Origin of the sequence: Ensifer sp. Root423, assembly GCF_001426275.1 — a bacterium.
GTDB lineage: Bacteria > Pseudomonadota > Alphaproteobacteria > Rhizobiales > Rhizobiaceae > Ensifer > Ensifer adhaerens.
Genome location: NZ_LMEG01000001.1, coordinates 589,691 through 609,232, shown reverse-complemented (window position 1 = coordinate 609,232; position 19,542 = coordinate 589,691). Strand labels below are relative to the sequence as shown.

Here is a 19,542-nt window from a genome sequence, read left to right as displayed (position 1 = left end):
ATTCCACTTGAGAGAAACCCCGGGCAAAAGATTGATTCAATTCAACAACATAAGAATGCATCAGACAGCCTCCGCCGCCTGGATGCGCTTTTCGGCGCGCAAGGTCGCCGGCCCGGCAAGTGCGGCCGTCGCATGGGCGGAGACGATCTTCTGCACAATCAGCACGGCTTCGCGACCGGCGCCGACGAGCGCTGCACCCTCGGCAACGCCATGACAACCCGTGTAGGCAAAGACGATCTCGGACGGGTTGGCGAGCCGGGAAGCTTCGGCTTCGAGCGTGGCGGCATCGTAGAACGCGGCCGGAACCGCGAAATGCTGAGCGGCCGCCAGGATCGCCGGCTCCTCGGCGCGAGCATCGAGCGAGGCGACCAGCCGCAGATCGCCGGGCGCAACACCGGCATCGGCAAGCGCACGCTCGGCAAGGGCGATCACCTCTTCGGCCGGCGTGCGACGCTCGCAGCCGAGCCCGAGCACCAGCCCGGCTCCTGCTTTCGTCGTCTGTGCAGAGTGTTGGCCCGATGGCATCGGCGGCCGGCTCCCTTCGTTGTTCTCCTTAACGAAGCGCCGGCTGGGACGATCCGTCCCGGCCGATCTGGACAGCACCGGCTGATGGCCCCCTGACTGGGTCGGCCGCACCGGACGCTCTTTCAGTCCGCCAAAGCGGACGCCGTCGCATATCCTTCATTTTTACCGGAGCGCGGAAGGCCGGTCAAACCGGATTGCGCCATCGCCATGTCGCGTTTGAGGAAGATCGTCATCCGCCTACCGTATCGCAAGGACAGCCCTTCTTCGGCACCATGCGGGCGAGAGCGCCTCCATCCAGAAAGACAGCGAGCTGGAACAAGGCTTTGAATCTTTGTCGGTTTTTCAATTTCGACACCTGCATGGACAGCAACACCGCGACAGAAGGCTTTGCAAATCGCGCCGGGCTCTGACACAAGGCGGAAAATCCCGCCTGACAGCTCTCCTCTCGAGTCCCCGCCGTGCAAGATCTCGCCTTCCACCTGCTCGCCTTCCTGTTCGTCGCCGCCTTCATCGCAGGCTTCATCGATTCGATCGCCGGCGGCGGTGGCATGATCACCATTCCGGCCATGCTCATTGCGGGCATCCCGCCCTTGCAGACGCTCGGCACCAACAAGCTGCAGGGATTGTTCGGCTCCGGCTCGGCCACGCTGTCCTATGCCCGGCGCGGCCACGTGAACCTGAAAGAGCAGCTGCCGATGGCGCTGATGTCGGCCGCCGGCGCCGTGCTCGGCGCCCTGCTCGCAACCATCGTTCCCGGCGACGTGCTGAAGGCGATCCTGCCCTTTCTGCTGATCGCCATTGCGCTTTATTTCGGCCTGAAGCCGAACATGGGCGACGTCGACCAGCACAGCCGCGTCACCCCCTTCGTCTTCACGCTGACACTGGTGCCGCTAATCGGCTTTTATGACGGCGTCTTCGGCCCCGGCACCGGCTCGTTCTTCATGCTCGGCTTCGTTACCCTCGCCGGCTTCGGCGTGTTGAAGGCGACGGCGCACACGAAGTTCCTCAACTTTGGCTCCAACGTCGGCGCCTTCGGCGTCTTCCTCTTCTTCGGCGCCGTTCTCTGGAAGGTCGGCCTGTTGATGGGCCTCGGCCAGTTCCTCGGCGCCCAGGTCGGCTCGCGCTATGCCATGGCCAAGGGCGCCAAGATCATCAAGCCGCTGCTCGTCATCGTCTCGATCGCGCTCGCGATCCGGCTGCTCGCAGATCCGACGCATCCCTTGCGGATCTGGCTGGGGCATTGAGGCGCGGCGCGGTCGGCAAATTCTGCGCTGTCCTAACGGCCGCAACCGCGCAGCCTGTGAGGCGTGGCTGGGCCACACCGGCGGGCAAAACCGCAAATGCATGTCCGTTCTGCGATCTTGGATGACCGGTTGACCGGGTCGACATGGCGCAGACATGCTTGCCGATAAACGGCGGCACTCTCATTCCGGCGCTAATGCACGGGCCTTTGCGAGAAGGGTCTCGTCGCCGTCGCCCAAGACCTCCAGCAAGCGTTTCATCTCGGCGCCGAACACTTTCCAGAAATTCGGATCGCCGGCTTTGATCGCTATCGCATTGTCGATCAGGTCGGCGAGCTTGACGGTTTTCGCCGCGGCGGGCGCCGATGCGAGGTGCTGGCGATCCAGTTCCTTGCGCACCTGTCGGTTGCCGTGGAACGGAGTGGATATGTCGGTGAGCCACGCAACCAGTGTTGCGACCTTGGGGCCGAACGCTTCCTTGATCTCCAGCAGCGTCGCGTCGGTATCTTCGACCGTATCGTGAAGCAGCGCTGCGGCGATCATTTCGGGCGTATGGGGCACGCTTCGAACAATCTCCGCCACCGCAATCGGATGAACGATATAGGGCCGACCGTCATACTTACGCTTCTGTTCGCCGTGTGCTCGGGTTGCAAACTGGAGCGCGCTGTTCTCGAGATCGATCATTATTTTGCGTTCAACGCCGGCTTCCATCACCTAAACCCAATCCCAAGCTTTCAGAACGAACCAGGCGACCCGTGATTTCTATCGCGTCAGGCGTCGCTTCGAGCGACGCACGCTTGCCTGCCCGCGCGAAGGTCGCGGGCGGTCAACGCCTGACAGTTATGCCAAGATCAGGCGCACCGGATTTCGACCAGCACGAGCACTGCTCTCCGACCGGACCTGCGCCATAGCTGCATTCGCTCTCCCGCGTCTTGCAAATCCGTGGACGGCGCGCTTCGGCGAGCGCCTTGGCCTTGGCTTCATCCGCAGCCCTTTGCTTGCGCGTCGTTTTAGTTTTCGGTTTCGCCTTCTGGGTGGTCGTCGTTTCTTGAGCTCGTGACGCCCCGCTCTTCACGGTTTGCGCCTGCCCCGCCACACCTGATGACAAGAACAGCAAGACCGATGCGACACCAACCGCAGCTCTGAGAGTATTCTTCAAGGTTCACCCGTATTTAGCCTGTCGACGGTCTAACATGGGTGCGGCCTCCTGCCTATGCAATCGCTCGACGGAAGGAGCAGCCGTCAAGAGACGAATTTTGCCGACCTTCCGACACGGCGGGGGCGACGATGACAGCCTCCAACGCTTGGCAATAAGATCCGGTAACCACGACGAAAGTCGGACAGGTCCGACGCTTGAACCTCTAGTTACTAGAGATTGCAAGGTGATCAGAATGCTTCGCCGGGTAGACGCTCATATGGGCCGCCTACCCGTCGTGCGCTCCTGTCTTGTCAGCTCGCTCCAGAGGTTTCCATGTCCACCACCCTTCCCACCATCCTGATGCTCGTCGTGGGATTGTCCACGCTCGCGCTGGCGATCCTCCGCCGCGTGCAATCCGGCCGCTCGCCGGTCGTGCTAACCTATGGCGACGATGCGGAAGGGTTTGCGGGCAGGCTTTTCCGCCTGATCGTCGCAGCGCTGGTGATCCACCTGCTGGCGGTCGCCATGCTCCCGGCCTCCGTCGATGCTGCCCTCGGCCGGATCCCGGCGCTCGACACGCCCATCCTTCACGCCGTCGGCCTGGCGCTGATGACGCTCGGCGGCGGGCTGACGATGCTGTCGCAATGGGCGATGCGTCATTCCTGGAAGATCGGCATCCCTGAAAAGCAGGACGCGCCGCTTGTGACCTCAGGCCTCTATGCCTTCTCGCGCAACCCGATCTATGTCGGCATGGTGACCGCGCTGATCGGCACGGTGATGGCGGTGCCCAACGTCATCTCGGTGGCGCTGGCGCTCTCCGCCTGGATCTCGATTTCCTACCAGATCCGCATGGAGGAAACCCACCTCGCCAAGGTCTTCGGCGACGCCTACGGTGCCTATTGCAGGCGTGTCCGCCGGTGGGTCTGAAGCAGGGCTCACCCTCAGGCTGCGACGCTTCCAGCGTCTGCCGAACTGCGCGACGTGGCCCGACGGATCAGGAAGGCGCTCGCTCCAATTGCCTTCAATCTGCATGCCGTCCTCCCGCTCGTCACAACCACTGCATGTGTCGGGATTACGGATTGATTGAGGCGAGCATTCAGTGAACAGGCACCAGAGCAGGCGCGCTCAAAACACCGCCAGCAACAGCGCCCCGGCGGCAATGAAGGCGACGCCGAGCCAGTTCATCAGGTTGAGCTTTTCACCGAGGAAGAGCACGCCGAAGATCGCGACCATGACGATCGAGAGCTTGTCGAGCGGCGCCACGCGGGCGGCGTCGCCGAGCTTCAGCGCGCGGAAATAGGCAAGCCAGGAAGCGCCAGTCGCAAGCCCTGACAGCGCCAGGAACAGCCAGGTGCGGCCCGGGATTTCCGATGGCTTCTGCCACTGCCCTGTCGCCGCCACGATGGCGGCGATCACGCAGAGGATGACGACGGTGCGGATCAGCGTTGCGAAGTCGGAGTTGATCTGCGCAACCCCGACCTTGGCAAACACCGCCGTGAGCGCAGCGAAGGCGGCCGAAAGCAGCGCCCAGAACTGCCAGCTCTGGCTCATCAGAACTCCACGCCCTGCTGCGCCTTGATGCCGGAACGGAACGGATGCTTGATCAGCTCCATCTCAGTGACGAGATCGGCGACTTCGATCAGGTCTTCTTTCGCGTTGCGGCCGGTGAGCACCACATGCGTCATGTGCGGCTTTTCTTCCTTCAGGAAGCGCACCACTTCGGCGACGTCGATGTAGTCGTAGCGCAGAGCAATGTTGATCTCGTCGAGCAGCACCATCGAGTTGCGCTCGTCACGGATCAGTTCCTTCGCCTTCTCCCAGGCCTTTTCAGCCATCGCAACATCGCGGGCGCGATCCTGCGTTTCCCAGGTGAAGCCCTCGCCGAGCGTGTAGAACTGGCAGACATCGCCGAAATGCTTCTCGATCAACTCGCGCTCGCCGGTTGCCATCGCACCCTTGATGAACTGCACGACGGCGCAGGGCATGCCGTGGGCGATATGGCGGAAGATCATGCCGAAGCCGGCGGTCGACTTGCCCTTGCCTTTGCCGGTGTTGACGATGATCAGACCCTTCTCGTCGGTCTTCGTCGCCATGATCTTTTCGCGTGCTGCCTTCTTCTTCGCCATCTTCATGGCGTGGCGGGCATCGTCCTTCTCGGCCGGGGCTTCGCCGCCTACTGTCGTCTCGTCGCTCATGATCACTCCCTCAGTTCTCAAGTTCGGGATGGGCAGACGCCCTCGTCCCGCTTCGGTTCCTTTTCGCACTTCACTGAGCAGCGAAACGGAACCAGGTCTTTGTTTCCAAGCAATTCCGGACGGATAACCGCCAGCCCGGAACCGCTCTATTCATTGCCGGCACGAAGCCGGGTTGCTGCCGTGCCGATGCCGGCAAGTTCAAACCGCGCCGAATTCGAGCGCGGCGTCCAGAGATTGCGGTCGATTGCTTCAAGCAGGCGTTCGGCAAGCTCGGCAAAGGCGGCCGGGTTCTTGTCGCGCATGAAGTCAGCCACGCGCTCGTCGACAATGAACGCCTGATAAGCGGCCTCGAAATGATGGTCGCGCACCGCACCCGTGGTCGCGGCAAAGGCGAACATGTAGTCGACCGTGGCAGCGATCTCGAAGGCGCCCTTGTATCCGTGGCGCATGACGCCATCGATCCACTTGGGATTGACGACGCGGGCCCGGACCACGCGGCCGATCTCTTCTTCGAGCGACCGGATCACAGGCTTTTCCGGACGGGAATGGTCGTTGTGGTAGATCGCCGGACGGTGACCGCCGAGCTGTTCGGCGGCAGCGCTCATGCCGCCTTCGAACTGGTAGTAGTCGTCGCTGTCGAGCAGATCGTGCTCGCGGTTGTCCTGGTTCTGCACCACCGCCTCTATCGTGCGCAGGCGCTCCTCGAAAAGATCGCGCTCGGCCTTGCCCTCCTCGCCGGCGCCATAGGCATAGGCGCCCCAGGTAAGATAGGCCTCGGCGAGATCTGCTTTGGTTTCCCAGCCCTTCTCGTCGATCAGCGCCTGCAGGCCGGCGCCATAGGCACCGGGCTTTGCGCCAAAGACGCGGTAGGAGGCGCGACGCGCGGCCTCGGCGGCTTCCACGCCTTCGGCCTCCAGCCGCCGGCTTTCCGCCCGCATGCGTGCGGCGATCATGTTGTCGGCATCGTCTTCCTCCAGCGCGCCGACGGCGCGGATCGCCTTGTCGAAGAGCGCGATCTGGTCCGGGAAGGCATCGCGGAAGAAGCCGGAAATGCGCAAGGTCACGTCGACGCGTGGGCGGCCGAGGACTGCGAGCGGCACGATCTCGTAGCCCATCACCCGGCGAGAGACCATGTCCCAGGTGGGCTTGGCGCCGATCAGCGCCAGGGCCTGGGCGATGTCGTCGCCGCCGGTGCGCATGTTCGCCGTGCCCCAGGCGGTCAGGCCAAAGGAGGACGGCCATTCGCCATGGTCCTGCAGGTAGCGGCGGATCAGAAGCTCGGCCGATTTCTTGCCAAGCTCGTAAGCCGCCGGCGTCGGCACGGCGCGGCTGTCGACCGAGTAGAAATTGCGCCCCGTCGGCAACACATCCGGCCGGCCGCGCGTCGGCGCGCCCGATGGACCGGGGGCGACGAAGCGGCCGCTGAGACCGGTGAGGAAGCCGGTCATCTCGGCGGCACCCGAGTTTGAAATCGACGGCTTCAGGCGCGTTTCGATTTCGCCGAGCACGGCGCGGGTGTTGGCCCAGTGGTCCGGGCAAGCCAGTTCACCCGACACGAGATTTGCGGCAAGCAACTCGATGCGCTCGACCGTATCGCCGGCGGTGCGCCAGGGGGCGTCCGAGAGGTCAGCGAGGATGGACGGTTTCGGGCCTGTCCAGGTGTCGGACATGACGCAGTCGAGCGGGTCGAAGGGTTGGGCGTCGCGTGCGGGGTTGCCCCCCGCCGAGGTGGGAATAGCAAACCCACGCAGCCCCGCATCCGCTGCGATCGCCCGCTGCAGGCTCTGGTCGCCGCCCTCGCCGAGACCTCGGGGCACGCGCGCCAGCGCTACGGTGAGGTCCGTCAACAACCGCCCTTCCGGCGCAACGCCGAAGATGTGCAGGCCGTCGCGGATCTGCATTTCCTTGAGGTCGCAGAGATAGGCGTCGAGCTTTTCCAGCGCCTTGTCGTCGCTGTCGCCCCTGTCGATGCCTGCGTCGCTGTCGAGGCCGATGTCGCGCACGAGATCGAGGATCTGGCGGCTGAGCAGCCTGAGGCGGCGCGGATCACCGCCGGCGGCGTCGTAATATTCGTCGACGAGCGCTTCCAGATCCTTGAGCGGGCCGTAGGATTCGGCGCGCGTCAAGGGCGGGGTCAGGTGGTCGATGATGACGGCGCTGGTGCGGCGCTTGGCCTGCGTACCTTCGCCCGGATCGTTGACGATGAAGGGATAGATGTGCGGCAGCGGCCCGAAGATCGCTTCGGGATAGCAGGTTTCCGACAGCGCCAGCGCCTTGCCCGGCAGCCATTCGAGATTGCCGTGCTTGCCCATGTGGACGATCGCCTGCGCTCCGAACTGCTGGCGCAGGAAGGCGTAGAAGGCGAGATAGCCATGCGGCGGCACGAGGTCCGGGGAATGGTAGCTTTCCTTCGGATCGATGTTGTAGCCGCGCGCCGGTTGGATGCCGACGATCACCTCGCCGAAGCGGGCGAGCGGCAGCGCGAAGGCGCCATCGAGGAAAAAGGGATCGGCCTCCGGCACGCCCCAGCGACCGGCAACTTCATCCTTTATCTGTTTCGGAAGCGAATCGAAGAACGTTTTGTAATCGTTCAGCGAAATACGCTCGCGGATTTCACGGTCATGGCTCGCCGCATTGGTCGGCCCGGCCATCAGAAAGCGGATCAGCGCGTCGCCATCGGCGGGAACCTCACCGACCGCATAGCCTTCCCGCGCCATGGCGCTAAGCACCTCGACGGTACCGGCCGGCGTGTCGAGCCCGACACCGTTGCCGAGGCGACCGTCGCGGTTCGGATAGTTGGCCATGACGATGGCAATACGGCGCTCGGCGGGCTCTGCCCGGCGCAGCTTCGCCCAGTTGACGGCAAGATCAGCGGCAAAGCGCACCCGGCCTTCGAGCGGCTCATGGCCGACGATATTGGCCTCCACCTTGGCGTCATAGATCGACGCCGCCTTGAAGGAGACGGCGCGCGCAAGGATGCGGCCATCGACTTCGGGGAGTGCCACGTTCATGGCGAGGTCGCGCGCCATCAGCCCCTGCGGCGACGTTTCCCATTGCGCCCGCGACGAGCCGGAGAAAATCACCTGCAGCACCGGCGCACCGGTCGATTCCAGCACCGTCGGCTGACGGTCGGCACCGGGCGACGAGACCGCAAAGCCAGTGGCGTTCATCACCACGTCGGGTGCGGCCTCGGAAAAAATCGCCTGCAGCGTGCCGACGGAAACGGCATCCTTGAGGCTTGAGACAAACACCGGCAGTGCCCGCACACCTTCAGCCTCCAGCGCATCGATCAGCGCCTCCACAGGCCGTGTCTCGCCACTCTGCACGAGCGCGCGGTAAAAGCAGATCCCGACCGTCGGGGGTTCGAATCCCTCCCTCGCTACCATCCGTCCCTGAACAAGGGACTGCCATTCGCTGACGCCGATCACACCAGCACCCGGCCACCAGATGCCGGCCTTCAACAGGGGCTTTGCCGGCTGCGGCTTCTCCGCACCTGTGACCAGTGCGGCCGCATAGTCGAGAAACAGCCCGGCATTGTCCGAGCCGCCTTCGGTGAAGTAAGCCCAAAGGCGCTGGCGGTCGTCGGCTGCGACGGTGGAGAAAGGCTCCAGCCCCGGATCCGGCTTGTCGTCACCCGGCAGAACCGCGATCTCGAAACGATGGGTGACGGCAGCCGCATGCAGGGCTTCCAGCAGATAACGGAAATAGCTGGCGCCACCGAGCGGCCGGACGACGATCAGCTTGGCGTGACGCGCCGTGCGCTCGACGTAAGTGTCGACCGACATCGGGTGCATCAGGCTCATCAGGCTGGCGATGCGCAGGCTCAAGCCTCCGTCGCGTCGGCCGTGAGCCGCGGCGATCGAGGAGAGCTCGGTGTCGGCGGCCGATAGGAAAAGGATATCGGCCGGCGTTTGCCCAAGGTCGATCGCCTCGTTGCCGTCGGCGATCGTTCCTTTCTGGGCGAGAAGCAGATGCATTCGTCTTGTCCGTTGGGGCAATTCCGAACGAAAACGCTAAAAGCGTTCTCCATCCGGAACTGCATCATTTCAATGCGTTAGATCATTTCATTCAAAGAACGATCTACACGAGCGCGGTGATCGCGGCGCGCACCGCCGCCTCGTCCATGTCGTGCAGGCCGATGACGACGAGGCGCGTACCGCGCTTTTCGCCAGCGCCCCAGGCGCGGTCGTAATATTGGTCGATGCGGGCGCCGACCGCCTGGATCAGGAGGCGCATCGGCTTGCCGGGCACGTCTGCAAAACCCTTGAGGCGCAGAACGTCGTGCTCCGCGATTACGCCCTTCAGGCGATCGATGAAGGCGGCCGGATCGGCGATCGAACCGAGCTCGACGACGAAGCTGTCGAACTCGTCGTGATCGTGCTCCTCACCTGCCTCGTGCTCCATCTCGTGATGCGACTTGCGGTTGGCGATATCGCTTTCCGTGCCGACACCGAGGCCAAGCAGGATGGCAGCGGCGACTTCGCCGTTTTTCGCCTCGATCATCGTGGGCTTGCGGCTGGTGCGCGAAGACACCTCGTCGCGCACGGCCTTGAGGCCGGAGGCATCGATCAGATCGGTCTTGTTGAGAACGATGAGATCGGCAGCCGTCAGTTGATCCTCGAACAGCTCCTCGATCGGGCTTTCGTGATCGAGATTGTCGTCCTCGACGCGCAGCGCATCGACCTTGTCGTGGTCGTCGGCAAAGCGGCCAGCGGCAACGGCGGCGCTGTCGACCACGGTGACGACGCCATCGACGGTCACTTCGCTGCGGATATCCGGCCAGTTGAAAGCGGCGATCAGCGGCTGCGGCAGGGCAAGGCCCGAGGTTTCGATGATGATGTGGTCAGGACGGTTTTCACGCTCGAGCAGCTTCGTCATGGTCGGGATGAAATCGTCAGCCACGGTGCAGCAGATGCAGCCATTGGTGAGCTCGATGATGTCGTCCTCGGTGCAGGCCTCGGCACCGCAGCCCTTCAAGACATCGCCGTCGACGCCAAGATCGCCGAACTCGTTGATGATCAGCGCGATGCGCTTGCCGTCGGCGTTCTGCAGCAGGTTGCGGATCATCGTCGTCTTGCCGGCGCCGAGGAAGCCGGTGATGACGGTCGCCGGGATCTTGCCCTGGTTGGCTCTCGCAGTGGTCATGGATCAACCCTTCATTTTCAGCGGCAAACCGGCCGCGACAAAGTAAACTTCAGCGGATTTCTCCGCAACGATCTGGTGAAGCCGGCCGGCATGGTCGCGAAACTCGCGGGCCATGCGGTTCTCGGGCACGATGCCGAGGCCGACCTCATTGGAAACAAAGACGAGGCGCGCCCGCGCCTCGGGCAGATACGCAACAAGGGCGGCGAACTCCGCCGTCATGTCGCGCTCTTCCAGCATGAGATTGGTGACCCATAGCGTCAGGCAGTCGATCAGGACCACATGGCTGGGATCATCGATGCGTCTGAGGATGCCGACGAGATCGAGCGGCTCCTCATGCGTCGTCCAGCCCTCGCCGCGGCGCGTCCGGTGATGGTCGATGCGCTCGCGCATTTCGTCGTCCCAGGCGCGGCCCGTGGCGACATAATGCATGGTGAAGCCGGACGCTTCGACGAGCCTCTCGGAAAAGCTGGACTTGCCGGAACGGGCGCCGCCAAGGACCAGCACGGGCCCGGCGCTGAGACTGCTCATCGTGGCTGCCTCAACATTCCCAAATCAGCCGTCGGTGGCAAAAGCCATCGGACGCGCCACGGGCGCGTTCTTGAAAACATCTGCGAGCCAAAACAACCTCCGTGATGGCGTTGGAGACAAAAGTCCCCTCGGGCGGAATGCCCATGCCGGATGGCAGGTCTCCTGGCTCACGGCGTCACGGGCCGAACATCGCCTCGCCCTTAAACGGCAAGGTTCCGATGTCAGGGCCCGAGCGGCCCGCCTCACCTTCCCGGCGTCTTTCCGGTGCCACAGCGAACCTTTGCGCGTCGTCTCCGACGCATGGGCGCTGTGAGGGACATCGTGAAAGGCGGACGATTCGTAGAAGAAGAGGCGTCCAAACCCGGCTGATCACGATGCCACGCCAGTGGCTTTTCCGGCTTGATCCCCGACCTGCCCCGATTGCCCATGCAACCGGCCGACAGCCCGGCACCAATCCCGATGGCGAACCCTGACCGTTCTACAGTCGCGGGGTCGGCTGCGATAAGGATGCCCGATTTGGGTCCATCCGTCACATTCCCAATTATTCCCCCAGATCGCCACGACAAGGGGGAACCATCCAACACCTGATGATTAGGAAGCGGGCAGCCCAAAGTCAATCGACGCATGCGACGCCTCCCCGGCCGAGTTGCGCCACGCGACGATTTGTCGGGCGTCAGGCACGACGGCAGTGTGAACGGAACCGATGTCGAAACCTAGTGCTATGGATAGCAAACTGCTGCTAACACCTGTGCCAAAGTGCCGAGGGCGAATCTCGCCAAAAAAAGTGCCGAGGGCGAATCTCGCCAGAAAGGGAACCTTTCGAGTGGATACCGACCTGCGCCGCGTCGTCCTCATCGTCTCCCTGTTGAACCTTGGCTATTTCGGGGTCGAACTCCTTGTCGCGCTTTCGATCGGCTCGGTGTCCCTCATGGCCGACAGCGTCGACTTCCTCGAAGACGCCTCCGTCAACATGCTGATTTTCTTTGCTCTGGCCTGGACGGCGCGAACCCGCGCGCGGGTCGGCATGGCGATGGCGTTCATTCTACTGGTACCGGCGCTGGCCTTCCTTTGGACGGCCTGGGCGAAGTTCATGGATCCGGTCCCGCCAGAGCCCTTTGCCCTGTCCCTGACCGGACTTGGGGCGCTGGTGGTCAACCTCTTCTGCGCCTATCTGCTCGTCGCCTACCGTCACACGAGCGGCAGCCTCACGCGGGCAGCATTTCTCTCGGCCCGCAACGATGCCTTCGCCAATGTGGCCATCATCGCCGCGGGTCTGGCGACAGCCTATCTGTGGCAGTCGGCCTGGCCGGACCTGATCGTCGGCCTGGGGATTGCCCTGATGAACCTGGATGCCGCGCGGGAAGTCTGGGAAGCCGCAAGCGAGGAGCACGATGTCGCAGCGTAGTTCCGTCGGATAAGCTCGTTGCTCCTGTTGGGCCCGACGTACCGGACCTGCTGGCTGACCGTTGCCGCGTCCCTAGTGCCTGAGCAACTCGTCCAGCCAGCGACGATCGAGCACAGCCTCCAGTTCGTTCGCGACATCGTCGAGCGCCGCATCGACCGATTGGCGGTAGTTGTTGGCGCCGCCTTCGATGCCGAAACTCTTGAGCAGCGCGCCGCGATAGGCGTCGCTGGTGAAGAGCCCATGCAGGTAGGTGCCCATCACGCGGCCATCGGCCGAAAGGGCGCCGTCGGCGCGATTGTCGATGCGCACCGACGGCCGGCCACAGTCCGCACCTTGCGTCTTGCCAAGATGGATTTCGTAGCCTTCGAGCACCACATCATGCTCCAGCGACCAGGCGCGGCTGTTGCGCACCGTCTTTTCCGGCGCCATCTCGGTCTCGACCTCGAGCAGCCCGAGGCCCTCGACCGCACGTTCGCCGCCCTCGATGCCGAGCGGATCGGTGACGCGCCGGCCGAGCATCTGGTAGCCGCCGCAGATGCCGATGACCCGGCCGCCCCGGCGCACATGACGTTCGAGGTCACGGTCCCACCCTTGCGCACGGAAATCGATGAGGTCGCCGATGGTCGATTTCGACCCGGGAATGACGACGAGGCCAGCGTCGACCGGAATGGGACTGCCAGGCCGCACGAAGACGAGATCAATCTCCGGTTCGGCGGCGAGCGGATCGAGGTCGTCGAAATTGGCGATGCGCGACAGTACCGGGACGGCAACCTTCAGCGCCCGCCCCTCGCCGCGCGTCAGCTTCTCCAGCACGACGGAATCTTCCGCCGGCAGGCGTGCCGCCGCCTTCAGCCACGGCACGACGCCGAAGCAGGGCCAGCCGGTGTAGCGGTTGACGGCAGCAATGCCGTCGTCGAACAGCGTGACGTCGCCGCGGAACTTGTTGATGAGATAGCCGGTCACCATGCGCCGGTCTTCCTCGGGCAGGATCGCATGCGTGCCGACCAGCGAGGCGATCACCCCCCCGCGGTCGATGTCGCCGACCAGCACGACCGGCACATTGGCCCGTGTCGCAAAGCCCATATTGGCGATGTCGCCGGGCCTGAGGTTGATTTCGGCCGGCGAGCCGGCGCCTTCGACCACCACGAGATCGGCACCGGCCGATATTTGTTCGAAACTCTCCATGACGGCGCCCAGCAGCTTGGGCTTGAGCGCCTGATATTCCCGCCCCCTGGCCTGCCCGGCGACCTTGCCCTGAACGACGATCTGGCTGCCCACGTCCGACTGCGGCTTCAGGAGCACCGGGTTCATGTGCACCGACGACGGCACGCGCGCGGCCAGCGCCTGCAGCCATTGCGCGCGGCCGATCTCGCCGCCGTCGTCGGAAACGGCGGCGTTGTTCGACATGTTCTGCGGCTTGAACGGCCGGACCTTCAGGCCCTGATTGGCGGCAAGCCGGCAGAGCCCCGCCACCAATACCGATTTTCCGACATCCGAGCCGGTTCCCTGCAACATGATCCTGCGTGTCATGCGGCCATCGGTAACACTGAAACGGGCAGCGGCAAAGGTCTGTTTCGACACGATTTCGCCGCAATTGACAAAGCCCTTTCACGCATTGTTTCGCGCTTTCGCAAGGCTTGTCGAAAATGTCGCGGCCGATAGCCAGAATGCGACATGGCGTGGCGAGTTTGGCATTCAATTTTTTGCAGCGCACACCTATATCAGCGGCATAGCAACACGCCCCGGAGGATAGGCCTCCGGCCTCTCAAGGTTCATGTCCATGCTGTATATTTTCAGCAAGCCCAATTTCGTTCAGATCGCCTGGAACTCGAAGGTTCCGTCCAGCCAGTCGCGCGTACGCAACCTCGTCGTCGACGCGCCCTTCGGCCCGCTCGGCGTCATCCGCACGTCGAACGTCGGCTAACGCCAGCGATCGGGGCGGAAGCCCCTTCGAGCTCTCCTCCCAGAGCCTCCTCCACCGCCCCTTCGGGGCGGTTTTTTTTATGTCCGGCATTGGCCCTGAAATGCGAAGGCCGCATCAACCTCTTCAAGAGGGATGCGGCCGCCAAAAAACGCCTGGTCACTTCGGAAAAACACACCGAAGGTTCGCTCAAAGTCCGGGACGCACAAACCTGATCCGGACCGGCGGCAGTCCCCCGCCGCGAGAAGAACAATTAGCTGGACATCGTTACCGGATGGTTATTGAGGATTTAACCAAAGATGAATTCCGGACTTTTTTGTAAATTTTTCGCGACATGCGCGCCATTTGGCGTGACGCAATCACGACAGGAAACGTCAGGATCTCGACAGGGTTCTGAGGTCCGTGGCGCCCAGCGCCATTTTTTGCGGCAAGAATTGTCGCTATTGCTTAAATTCGGGGTCTCTCACGCACAAAATACGCGCTTCGGCGATGTCGCAGACAGAACGCACGAGACCCCGTCCTTCCCGGTCAACCGATTGAAGAGGTTGATTTCTCAGCGAGAAACCTTAGGCTTGGTTTGCGGTATAAGAGGAGATTGGCTGGCGACAGGGTTCCGCGGCCAGGGCTGAATACGAACTCCCGCACCGTCCGCAGCAAGGGTGAACCTTGGCTTGTTTGATGCCGAACCCCCGGCTGCATCGTTGTTTCGGGTGACGGAGGATGTCGCGTCCGCCGTGGATTCCCGTTTGGATCTTGGCTGCAAAATAAGACTGGGAGGTCTTGCAACATGAAGAAACTCCTCGCTTCCACCATTCTCGCCGCTGGCCTCTATGCGATGGCGGGTTCCGCGCAGGCCGCGGAATGCGGTGAAGTCAGCATTGCCGAAATGAACTGGGCTTCTGCCGGCGTCGCCGCCCAGGTGGACAAGTTCATTCTGGAGAACGGCTACGGCTGCACGGTGACGCTGGTCACCGGCGACACCATGCCGACCTTCGCTTCCATGAATGAAAAGGCGCAGCCCGACATGGCGCCGGAACTCTGGGTCAACGCCGTGCGCACGCCGCTCGACGCTGCGATCAAGGAAGGCCGTCTCATCGAAGCCGCCAAGATCCTGAGCGAAGGCGGCGTCGAAGGATGGTGGATCCCGAAATTCCTCGCCGACGCGCACCCGGACATCAAGACGGTGCAGGACGCGCTGAAGCACCCGGAACTCTTCCCGGCACCGGAAGACTCGTCGAAGGCCGCCGTTCACAATTGCCCGTCCGGCTGGAACTGCCAGGTCTCGACCGCCAATCTCTATCGCGCGCTGAACGCGGAGAAGGACGGCTTCCTGCTGGTTGATACCGGCTCGGCTGCCGGCCTCGACGGCTCGATCGCCAACGCGTTCGAAAAGAAGACCGGCTGGCTCGGCTACTACTGGGCACCGACCGCCATCCTCGGCAAATACGAGATGACCCGCCTCTCCTTCGGCGTCGATCACGACAAGGCCGATTGGGACGCCTGCACCGCCGTGCCGGATTGCCCGAGCCCGAAAGTCAATTCCTACCCGGTTTCCGACGTTTACACCGTCGTGACCAAGTCCTTCGCCGACAAGGCGAGCGTCGCCATGGACTACGTCAAGGCGCGCAAGTGGGACAATGGCACCGTCAACAAGGTTCTCGCCTGGATGGACCAGAACCAGGGCACCAACGAGGACGGCGCCAAGCACTTCCTCGCCGAGTTCCCGGATATGTGGACACAGTGGGTGAGCCCGGAAGTGGCCGAAAAGGTCAAGGCAGCGCTCTGACCGAAAATGACGGCAGGCGGACCGTGGAATCGGCCGCCTGCCCGTTCCGGTTTTAATGCCGGGACAGGGAACGATGGGGCGTCCTTGCGGGTTTCGTTGAACGTTCATCGTCTCAGAGGCGGCGAACCGGGAGCCTTCGCGTCGCTATCAGGTAAGCGGGCGACACATTTCGCTGCCACAGTTTAAGTGCCGGGACCCAAAGAGGTCACCCAAGTGTGCGCCGTCATCGAGCCTTTCGATGCCGAGACGCGGCCGGCTTAAAAAAAACTTCCGGCCAAGAAGGGGAAACAAATGGCCTCCATCTGCAGTGTCTTGCCAGCGTTACTCTGCAAGTTCCCTGCCATTGACGAGAGCACGATCCGGCTCGCCCGCAAGGCTGTCGATGATAGCTTCAAGGGCTTCGTGCGATCCTATGGTAACGCCATCGACACGGTGGTCCAGCCGCTTCAATGGTTCCTGAACTACCTCGAAAGCCTGTTCGTCGGCTCCCCCTGGATCGTGATCCTGGCGGCGATGACCGCGATCGTCTATTTCGGCAGCCGCAACATCAACGTCACCATCGGCACCGCGCTGTCGATGATCGCCATCGGTCTTGTCGGGCTTTGGAATGACACCATGGTCACGCTCGCCATGGTCACCGTCTGCACACTGATCTCCATCCTCATCGGCATTCCGATCGGTATCCTGATGGCGCGCTCGGACCGGGTGCAGTCCTTCGTCAATCCGATCCTCGACGTCATGCAGACGATGCCGAGCTTCGTCTACCTGATCCCGGTCGTCATGATCTTCGGCATCGGCAAGGTGCCGGGGCTGATCGCCGTCGTCATCTACGCGGTGCCGCCGATGATCAGGCTCACCAATCTCGGCATCCGCCTCGTCGACAAGGAAGTGCTGGAAGCGGCCGACGCCTTCGGCTCCTCGACCTGGCAGAAGCTGAAGAACGTGCAGATGCCGCTGGCGTTGCCGACCATCATGGCCGGCATCAACCAGACGATCATGATGTCGCTGGCGATGGTCGTCGTCGCATCGATGATCGGCGTCGGCGGCCTCGGCAAGAACGTGCTGCAGGCGATCGCCAACCAGTTCTTCACCGTCGGCTTCCTCAACGGCTTTGCCCTTGTCGGTATCGCCATCATTTTCGACCGTACCAGCCAGGCCTTCGGCAAGCGGCTGCAAAAGCACTCGGAGGTTATCCATGGCTAGTCACGCGATCGAGGTGAAGAACCTCTACAAGATCTTCGGCCCCCGCGGCGTCGACTTCGTCGATGCAGTCAAGAAAGGCATGGGCAAGGCCGAGCTCAACGAGCAGCACGGCCACGTGCTCGGCCTGCAGGACATCAACATTTCCATGCCCGCCGGCAGCGTCATGGTGGTCATGGGTCTCTCTGGCTCCGGCAAGTCGACGCTGATCCGCCACATCAACCGGCTGATCGACCCGACCGCCGGCGAAGTGCTCTATGACGGCGTCGACGTCTGCAAGATGAACGACAACGATCTGCGCGAATTCCGCCGCCACAAGACGGCGATGGTGTTCCAGAAGTTCGCGCTGCTGCCGCACCGCACCGTGCTCGACAACACGGTCTACGGTCTCGAAATTCAGGGTGTGGAACGCAAGGAGAGCGAGAAGCGCGCCCGCGGCTGGATCGAGCGCGTCGGTCTCAAGGGCTTCGAGAACCACTATCCGAACCAGCTGTCGGGCGGCATGCAGCAGCGCGTCGGTCTCGCCCGCGCGCTGACCAACGATGCCGACATTCTCTTGATGGACGAAGCCTATTCGGCGCTCGACCCGCTGATCCGCGTCGACATGCAGACGGTGCTTCTCGACCTGCAGAAGGAACTGAAGAAGACCGTCGTCTTCATCACCCACGACCTCGACGAGGCGCTGCGCCTCGGCGACAAGATCGCGATCCTGCGCGATGGCCGCGTGGTGCAGCAGGGTACCGGCCAGGAAATCGTGCTGTCGCCGGCCGACGACTACATCACCGCCTTCGTCAAGGAAGTGAACCGCGGCCGGGTGATCAATGTCGAGACCATCATGCGGCCGATCTCCGGCAATGCCGAAGGCGTGGCGCTTGCAACCGGCACGGTACTGGAATCGGCGGCGCGCACGATGACCGCCGCCCGTGTGGGAACCGCCCACGTGGTCGATGAAAACGGCCGCCCGATCGGCGCCCTCGACCTTTCGACGGTCATCGCCGCGATGGTCACGCCGGTCAGCCACGAGGATCGCGCTGCGGCTTGAGACAAGCGATGATTGGGGCAGCGACCGACGCGGCCCCTCATCCGCCTACCGGCACCTTCTCCCCGCCCGCGGGGAGAAGGTATTTGCGGCGATGCCACGCTCCCAATCTCTGACAGGCCTGCCCGGCGGTCAGTGCCCGACGACATCCTATCGTTTTCCCGACCTCATTATGGCCGCCTCTGGCGGCGGCCAAGCAACGGACGGCGAACGTCAGCCCTCGTCCCCTCGCCCCGCCTGCGGGGAGAGGGTTAGGGTGAGGGGCAAACCTCAGAAAGTGGTCGGAGAGATCAGTTCGTGGTGGTCGTCGCCGCTGAAGCAGCCGGTTCAGTGACGCTGGCAGCGCTTGCGTCTTCCTTCGGCGGCAGGAACTTGTCGAGCAGCGCGATCATGTCGTCGTCGCGCGACTGCGCCGTCTTGCCACCCATGACGACGGCGACGAGGCGGGTGTCGCCGCGCTTGGCCGAGGTCACGAGATTGTAGCCGGAGGCGTCGGTGTAGCCGGTCTTGATGCCGTCGACGCCTTCGTAGCGCTTCATCACGCCGTTGTGGCCGCGCAGCTTCATGCCGCGAAACTCGATCGTCTTGTTGGCGAAGAGCTGGAATTCCTGCGGAAAGTCGCGCATCAGCGCGAGGCCGAGCGTCGCCATGTCGCGCGCCGTGGTTACCTGGGCCGGGTCCGGCAGGCCGTTGGCGTTCTTGAACACGGTGCTGGTCATGCCGAGTGTCCTCGCCTTGCGGGTCATCATCTGGCCAAAGGCGGTCTCGTTGCCGGCGAGCGTCTCACCGATAACGACGGCTGCGTCATTGGCCGAAAGCACGACCATGCCCATGACCGCTTCGCGCACGGTGATCTGGCGACCGGCGCCGACGGCAAGCTTGAACGGCTCCAGGCTGTTGGCGTGCTCGGAAACCGTCAGCTTCTGGTCCCATTGCAGGGTGCCGCTGCGCAGCGCTTCGAAGGCGAGATAGATCGTCATCATCTTCGTCAGCGACGCCGGGAAGTTCAGCTCGTCGGCATTGTCGGCCTCCAGGATCGAGCCGGTGTCGGCGTTGACGACAAAATGAGCCTGCCCGGCGGCGGCAAAGGATGCGCTGCCAAGCAGCAGGCTGACGGAGACCGCCGCGGACGCGACCATACGGATAAGGGACTGCATATCGTGTTTTCTCGTTTCAACGCTATCGAACGACCTCGGAACGAAAATCGAGATCGAATTATGGAAGACGGACCGCGAAATACGGCAAGGGCCGCGATTTCCACACGGCCAATATACCCTAGCCTTTTAAGGGCATGGCGACCGGGCGGCAAGCACCTGCGGCAATCGGCGCGCAAATATCGGGACCGGTAATGCCGCGCCTGCCGATCCCGCCCGGGCGGCCCGTCCACCGTTTCACCGAGGTTTAACCTGATTGCGCCAA

At 63.1% G+C, this 19,542-nt stretch carries 16 protein-coding genes and 1 riboswitch; of the genes, 7 read left to right on the top strand and 9 right to left on the bottom strand.

Features of this window, described 5'->3' with window-relative positions:
• Positions 1–60 precede the first annotated feature (60 nt).
• Positions 61–525: a cobalamin biosynthesis protein gene (locus tag ASD01_RS03055; RefSeq protein WP_034788287.1), complete on the bottom strand. Its 465-nt coding sequence runs from the start codon at positions 523–525 to the stop codon at positions 61–63.
• A 458-nt stretch (positions 526–983) separates the two neighbouring features.
• Between ASD01_RS03055 and ASD01_RS03050 the strand changes: the two genes are divergently transcribed.
• Entirely contained in the window at positions 984–1,769 is a 786-nt protein-coding gene (locus ASD01_RS03050; RefSeq protein ID WP_034788283.1) for a TSUP family transporter, read from the top strand.
• Between the two features lie 180 nt (positions 1,770–1,949).
• Here ASD01_RS03050 and ASD01_RS03045 read toward each other — a convergent pair whose 3' ends face one another.
• Positions 1,950–2,477 carry an HD domain-containing protein gene (locus ASD01_RS03045; protein WP_051659128.1) on the bottom strand — a complete coding sequence of 176 codons (528 nt, stop codon included), beginning with the start codon at positions 2,475–2,477 and terminating at the stop codon, positions 1,950–1,952.
• A gap of 760 nt (positions 2,478–3,237) precedes the next feature.
• On the opposite strand from ASD01_RS03045, the gene ASD01_RS03040 reads away from it, so the two are divergent.
• Positions 3,238–3,831, top strand: coding sequence for a methyltransferase family protein (locus ASD01_RS03040; protein ID WP_034788278.1), 594 nt, complete (start codon positions 3,238–3,240; stop codon positions 3,829–3,831).
• A 198-nt stretch (positions 3,832–4,029) separates the two neighbouring features.
• Here ASD01_RS03040 and ASD01_RS03035 read toward each other — a convergent pair whose 3' ends face one another.
• From ASD01_RS03035 to cobU, 5 genes are all read right to left on the bottom strand, one after another.
• On the bottom strand, positions 4,030–4,455 hold the full coding sequence (locus ASD01_RS03035; RefSeq protein WP_034788274.1) for an EamA family transporter: 426 nt from the start codon (positions 4,453–4,455) through the stop codon (positions 4,030–4,032).
• A complete protein-coding gene (gene cobO, locus ASD01_RS03030) occupies positions 4,455–5,099 on the bottom strand; it encodes a cob(I)yrinic acid a,c-diamide adenosyltransferase (protein WP_034788552.1) in 645 nt (214 codons plus the stop codon). Before cobO ends, ASD01_RS03035 begins: the two co-directional genes overlap by 1 nt.
• Before the next feature lie 146 nt (positions 5,100–5,245).
• Positions 5,246–9,076 carry a cobaltochelatase subunit CobN gene (cobN, locus tag ASD01_RS03025; protein WP_034788270.1) on the bottom strand — a complete coding sequence of 1,277 codons (3,831 nt, stop codon included), beginning with the start codon at positions 9,074–9,076 and terminating at the stop codon, positions 5,246–5,248.
• 103 nt (positions 9,077–9,179) lie between these two features.
• Complete coding sequence (gene cobW, locus ASD01_RS03020; protein WP_034788267.1) at positions 9,180–10,244, bottom strand: cobalamin biosynthesis protein CobW; 1,065 nt, start codon at positions 10,242–10,244, stop codon at positions 9,180–9,182.
• Positions 10,245–10,247: 3 nt separating this feature from the next.
• Positions 10,248–10,772, bottom strand: a complete 525-nt coding sequence (gene cobU / locus ASD01_RS03015; protein ID WP_034788264.1) for a bifunctional adenosylcobinamide kinase/adenosylcobinamide-phosphate guanylyltransferase — start codon at positions 10,770–10,772, stop codon at positions 10,248–10,250.
• 371 nt (positions 10,773–11,143) lie between these two features.
• Positions 11,144–11,365, bottom strand: a riboswitch (cobalamin riboswitch).
• 230 nt (positions 11,366–11,595) lie between these two features.
• Between cobU and ASD01_RS03010 the strand changes: the two genes are divergently transcribed.
• Positions 11,596–12,177, top strand: coding sequence for a cation transporter (locus tag ASD01_RS03010; protein ID WP_034788257.1), 582 nt, complete (start codon positions 11,596–11,598; stop codon positions 12,175–12,177).
• Positions 12,178–12,249: 72 nt separating this feature from the next.
• On the opposite strand, the gene ASD01_RS03005 is transcribed toward ASD01_RS03010, so the two are convergent.
• Positions 12,250–13,707, bottom strand: coding sequence for a cobyric acid synthase (locus ASD01_RS03005; RefSeq protein WP_034788549.1), 1,458 nt, complete (start codon positions 13,705–13,707; stop codon positions 12,250–12,252).
• Positions 13,708–13,957: 250 nt separating this feature from the next.
• Between ASD01_RS03005 and ASD01_RS36105 the strand changes: the two genes are divergently transcribed.
• From ASD01_RS36105 to ASD01_RS02990, 4 genes are all read left to right on the top strand, one after another.
• Positions 13,958–14,101, top strand: a complete 144-nt coding sequence (locus ASD01_RS36105) for a hypothetical protein (protein ID WP_089044242.1) — start codon at positions 13,958–13,960, stop codon at positions 14,099–14,101.
• Between the two features lie 784 nt (positions 14,102–14,885).
• Entirely contained in the window at positions 14,886–15,884 is a 999-nt protein-coding gene (locus ASD01_RS03000; RefSeq protein ID WP_034788254.1) for an ABC transporter substrate-binding protein, read from the top strand.
• 291 nt (positions 15,885–16,175) lie between these two features.
• Complete coding sequence (locus ASD01_RS02995) at positions 16,176–17,087, top strand: ABC transporter permease (RefSeq protein ID WP_034788251.1); 912 nt, start codon at positions 16,176–16,178, stop codon at positions 17,085–17,087.
• Positions 17,080–18,126, top strand: a complete 1,047-nt coding sequence (locus ASD01_RS02990) for a quaternary amine ABC transporter ATP-binding protein (protein WP_034788248.1) — start codon at positions 17,080–17,082, stop codon at positions 18,124–18,126. The genes ASD01_RS02995 and ASD01_RS02990 overlap by 8 nt, the downstream gene beginning before the upstream one ends.
• Before the next feature lie 287 nt (positions 18,127–18,413).
• Here ASD01_RS02990 and ASD01_RS02985 read toward each other — a convergent pair whose 3' ends face one another.
• Positions 18,414–19,280 (bottom strand): D-alanyl-D-alanine carboxypeptidase family protein, encoded by an 867-nt coding sequence (locus ASD01_RS02985; RefSeq protein ID WP_034788245.1) that lies wholly within the window; start codon positions 19,278–19,280, stop codon positions 18,414–18,416.
• Positions 19,281–19,542: the final 262 nt, after the last annotated feature.

Coding starts and splice junctions, on each gene's coding strand:
- ASD01_RS03055 (WP_034788287.1), bottom strand. CDS start 525: ATGCCATCGGGCCAACACTCTGCACAGACGACGAAAGCAGGAGCCGGG.
- ASD01_RS03005 (WP_034788549.1), bottom strand. CDS start 13,707: ATGACACGCAGGATCATGTTGCAGGGAACCGGCTCGGATGTCGGAAAA.
- ASD01_RS03035 (WP_034788274.1), bottom strand. CDS start 4,455: ATGAGCCAGAGCTGGCAGTTCTGGGCGCTGCTTTCGGCCGCCTTCGCT.
- ASD01_RS03045 (WP_051659128.1), bottom strand. CDS start 2,477: ATGGAAGCCGGCGTTGAACGCAAAATAATGATCGATCTCGAGAACAGC.
- cobO (WP_034788552.1), bottom strand. CDS start 5,099: ATGAGCGACGAGACGACAGTAGGCGGCGAAGCCCCGGCCGAGAAGGAC.
- cobW (WP_034788267.1), bottom strand. CDS start 10,244: ATGACCACTGCGAGAGCCAACCAGGGCAAGATCCCGGCGACCGTCATC.
- ASD01_RS36105 (WP_089044242.1), top strand. CDS start 13,958: ATGCTGTATATTTTCAGCAAGCCCAATTTCGTTCAGATCGCCTGGAAC.
- ASD01_RS02985 (WP_034788245.1), bottom strand. CDS start 19,280: ATGCAGTCCCTTATCCGTATGGTCGCGTCCGCGGCGGTCTCCGTCAGC.
- cobU (WP_034788264.1), bottom strand. CDS start 10,772: ATGAGCAGTCTCAGCGCCGGGCCCGTGCTGGTCCTTGGCGGCGCCCGT.
- ASD01_RS02990 (WP_034788248.1), top strand. CDS start 17,080: ATGGCTAGTCACGCGATCGAGGTGAAGAACCTCTACAAGATCTTCGGC.
- ASD01_RS03000 (WP_034788254.1), top strand. CDS start 14,886: ATGAAGAAACTCCTCGCTTCCACCATTCTCGCCGCTGGCCTCTATGCG.
- ASD01_RS02995 (WP_034788251.1), top strand. CDS start 16,176: ATGGCCTCCATCTGCAGTGTCTTGCCAGCGTTACTCTGCAAGTTCCCT.
- cobN (WP_034788270.1), bottom strand. CDS start 9,076: ATGCATCTGCTTCTCGCCCAGAAAGGAACGATCGCCGACGGCAACGAG.
- ASD01_RS03040 (WP_034788278.1), top strand. CDS start 3,238: ATGTCCACCACCCTTCCCACCATCCTGATGCTCGTCGTGGGATTGTCC.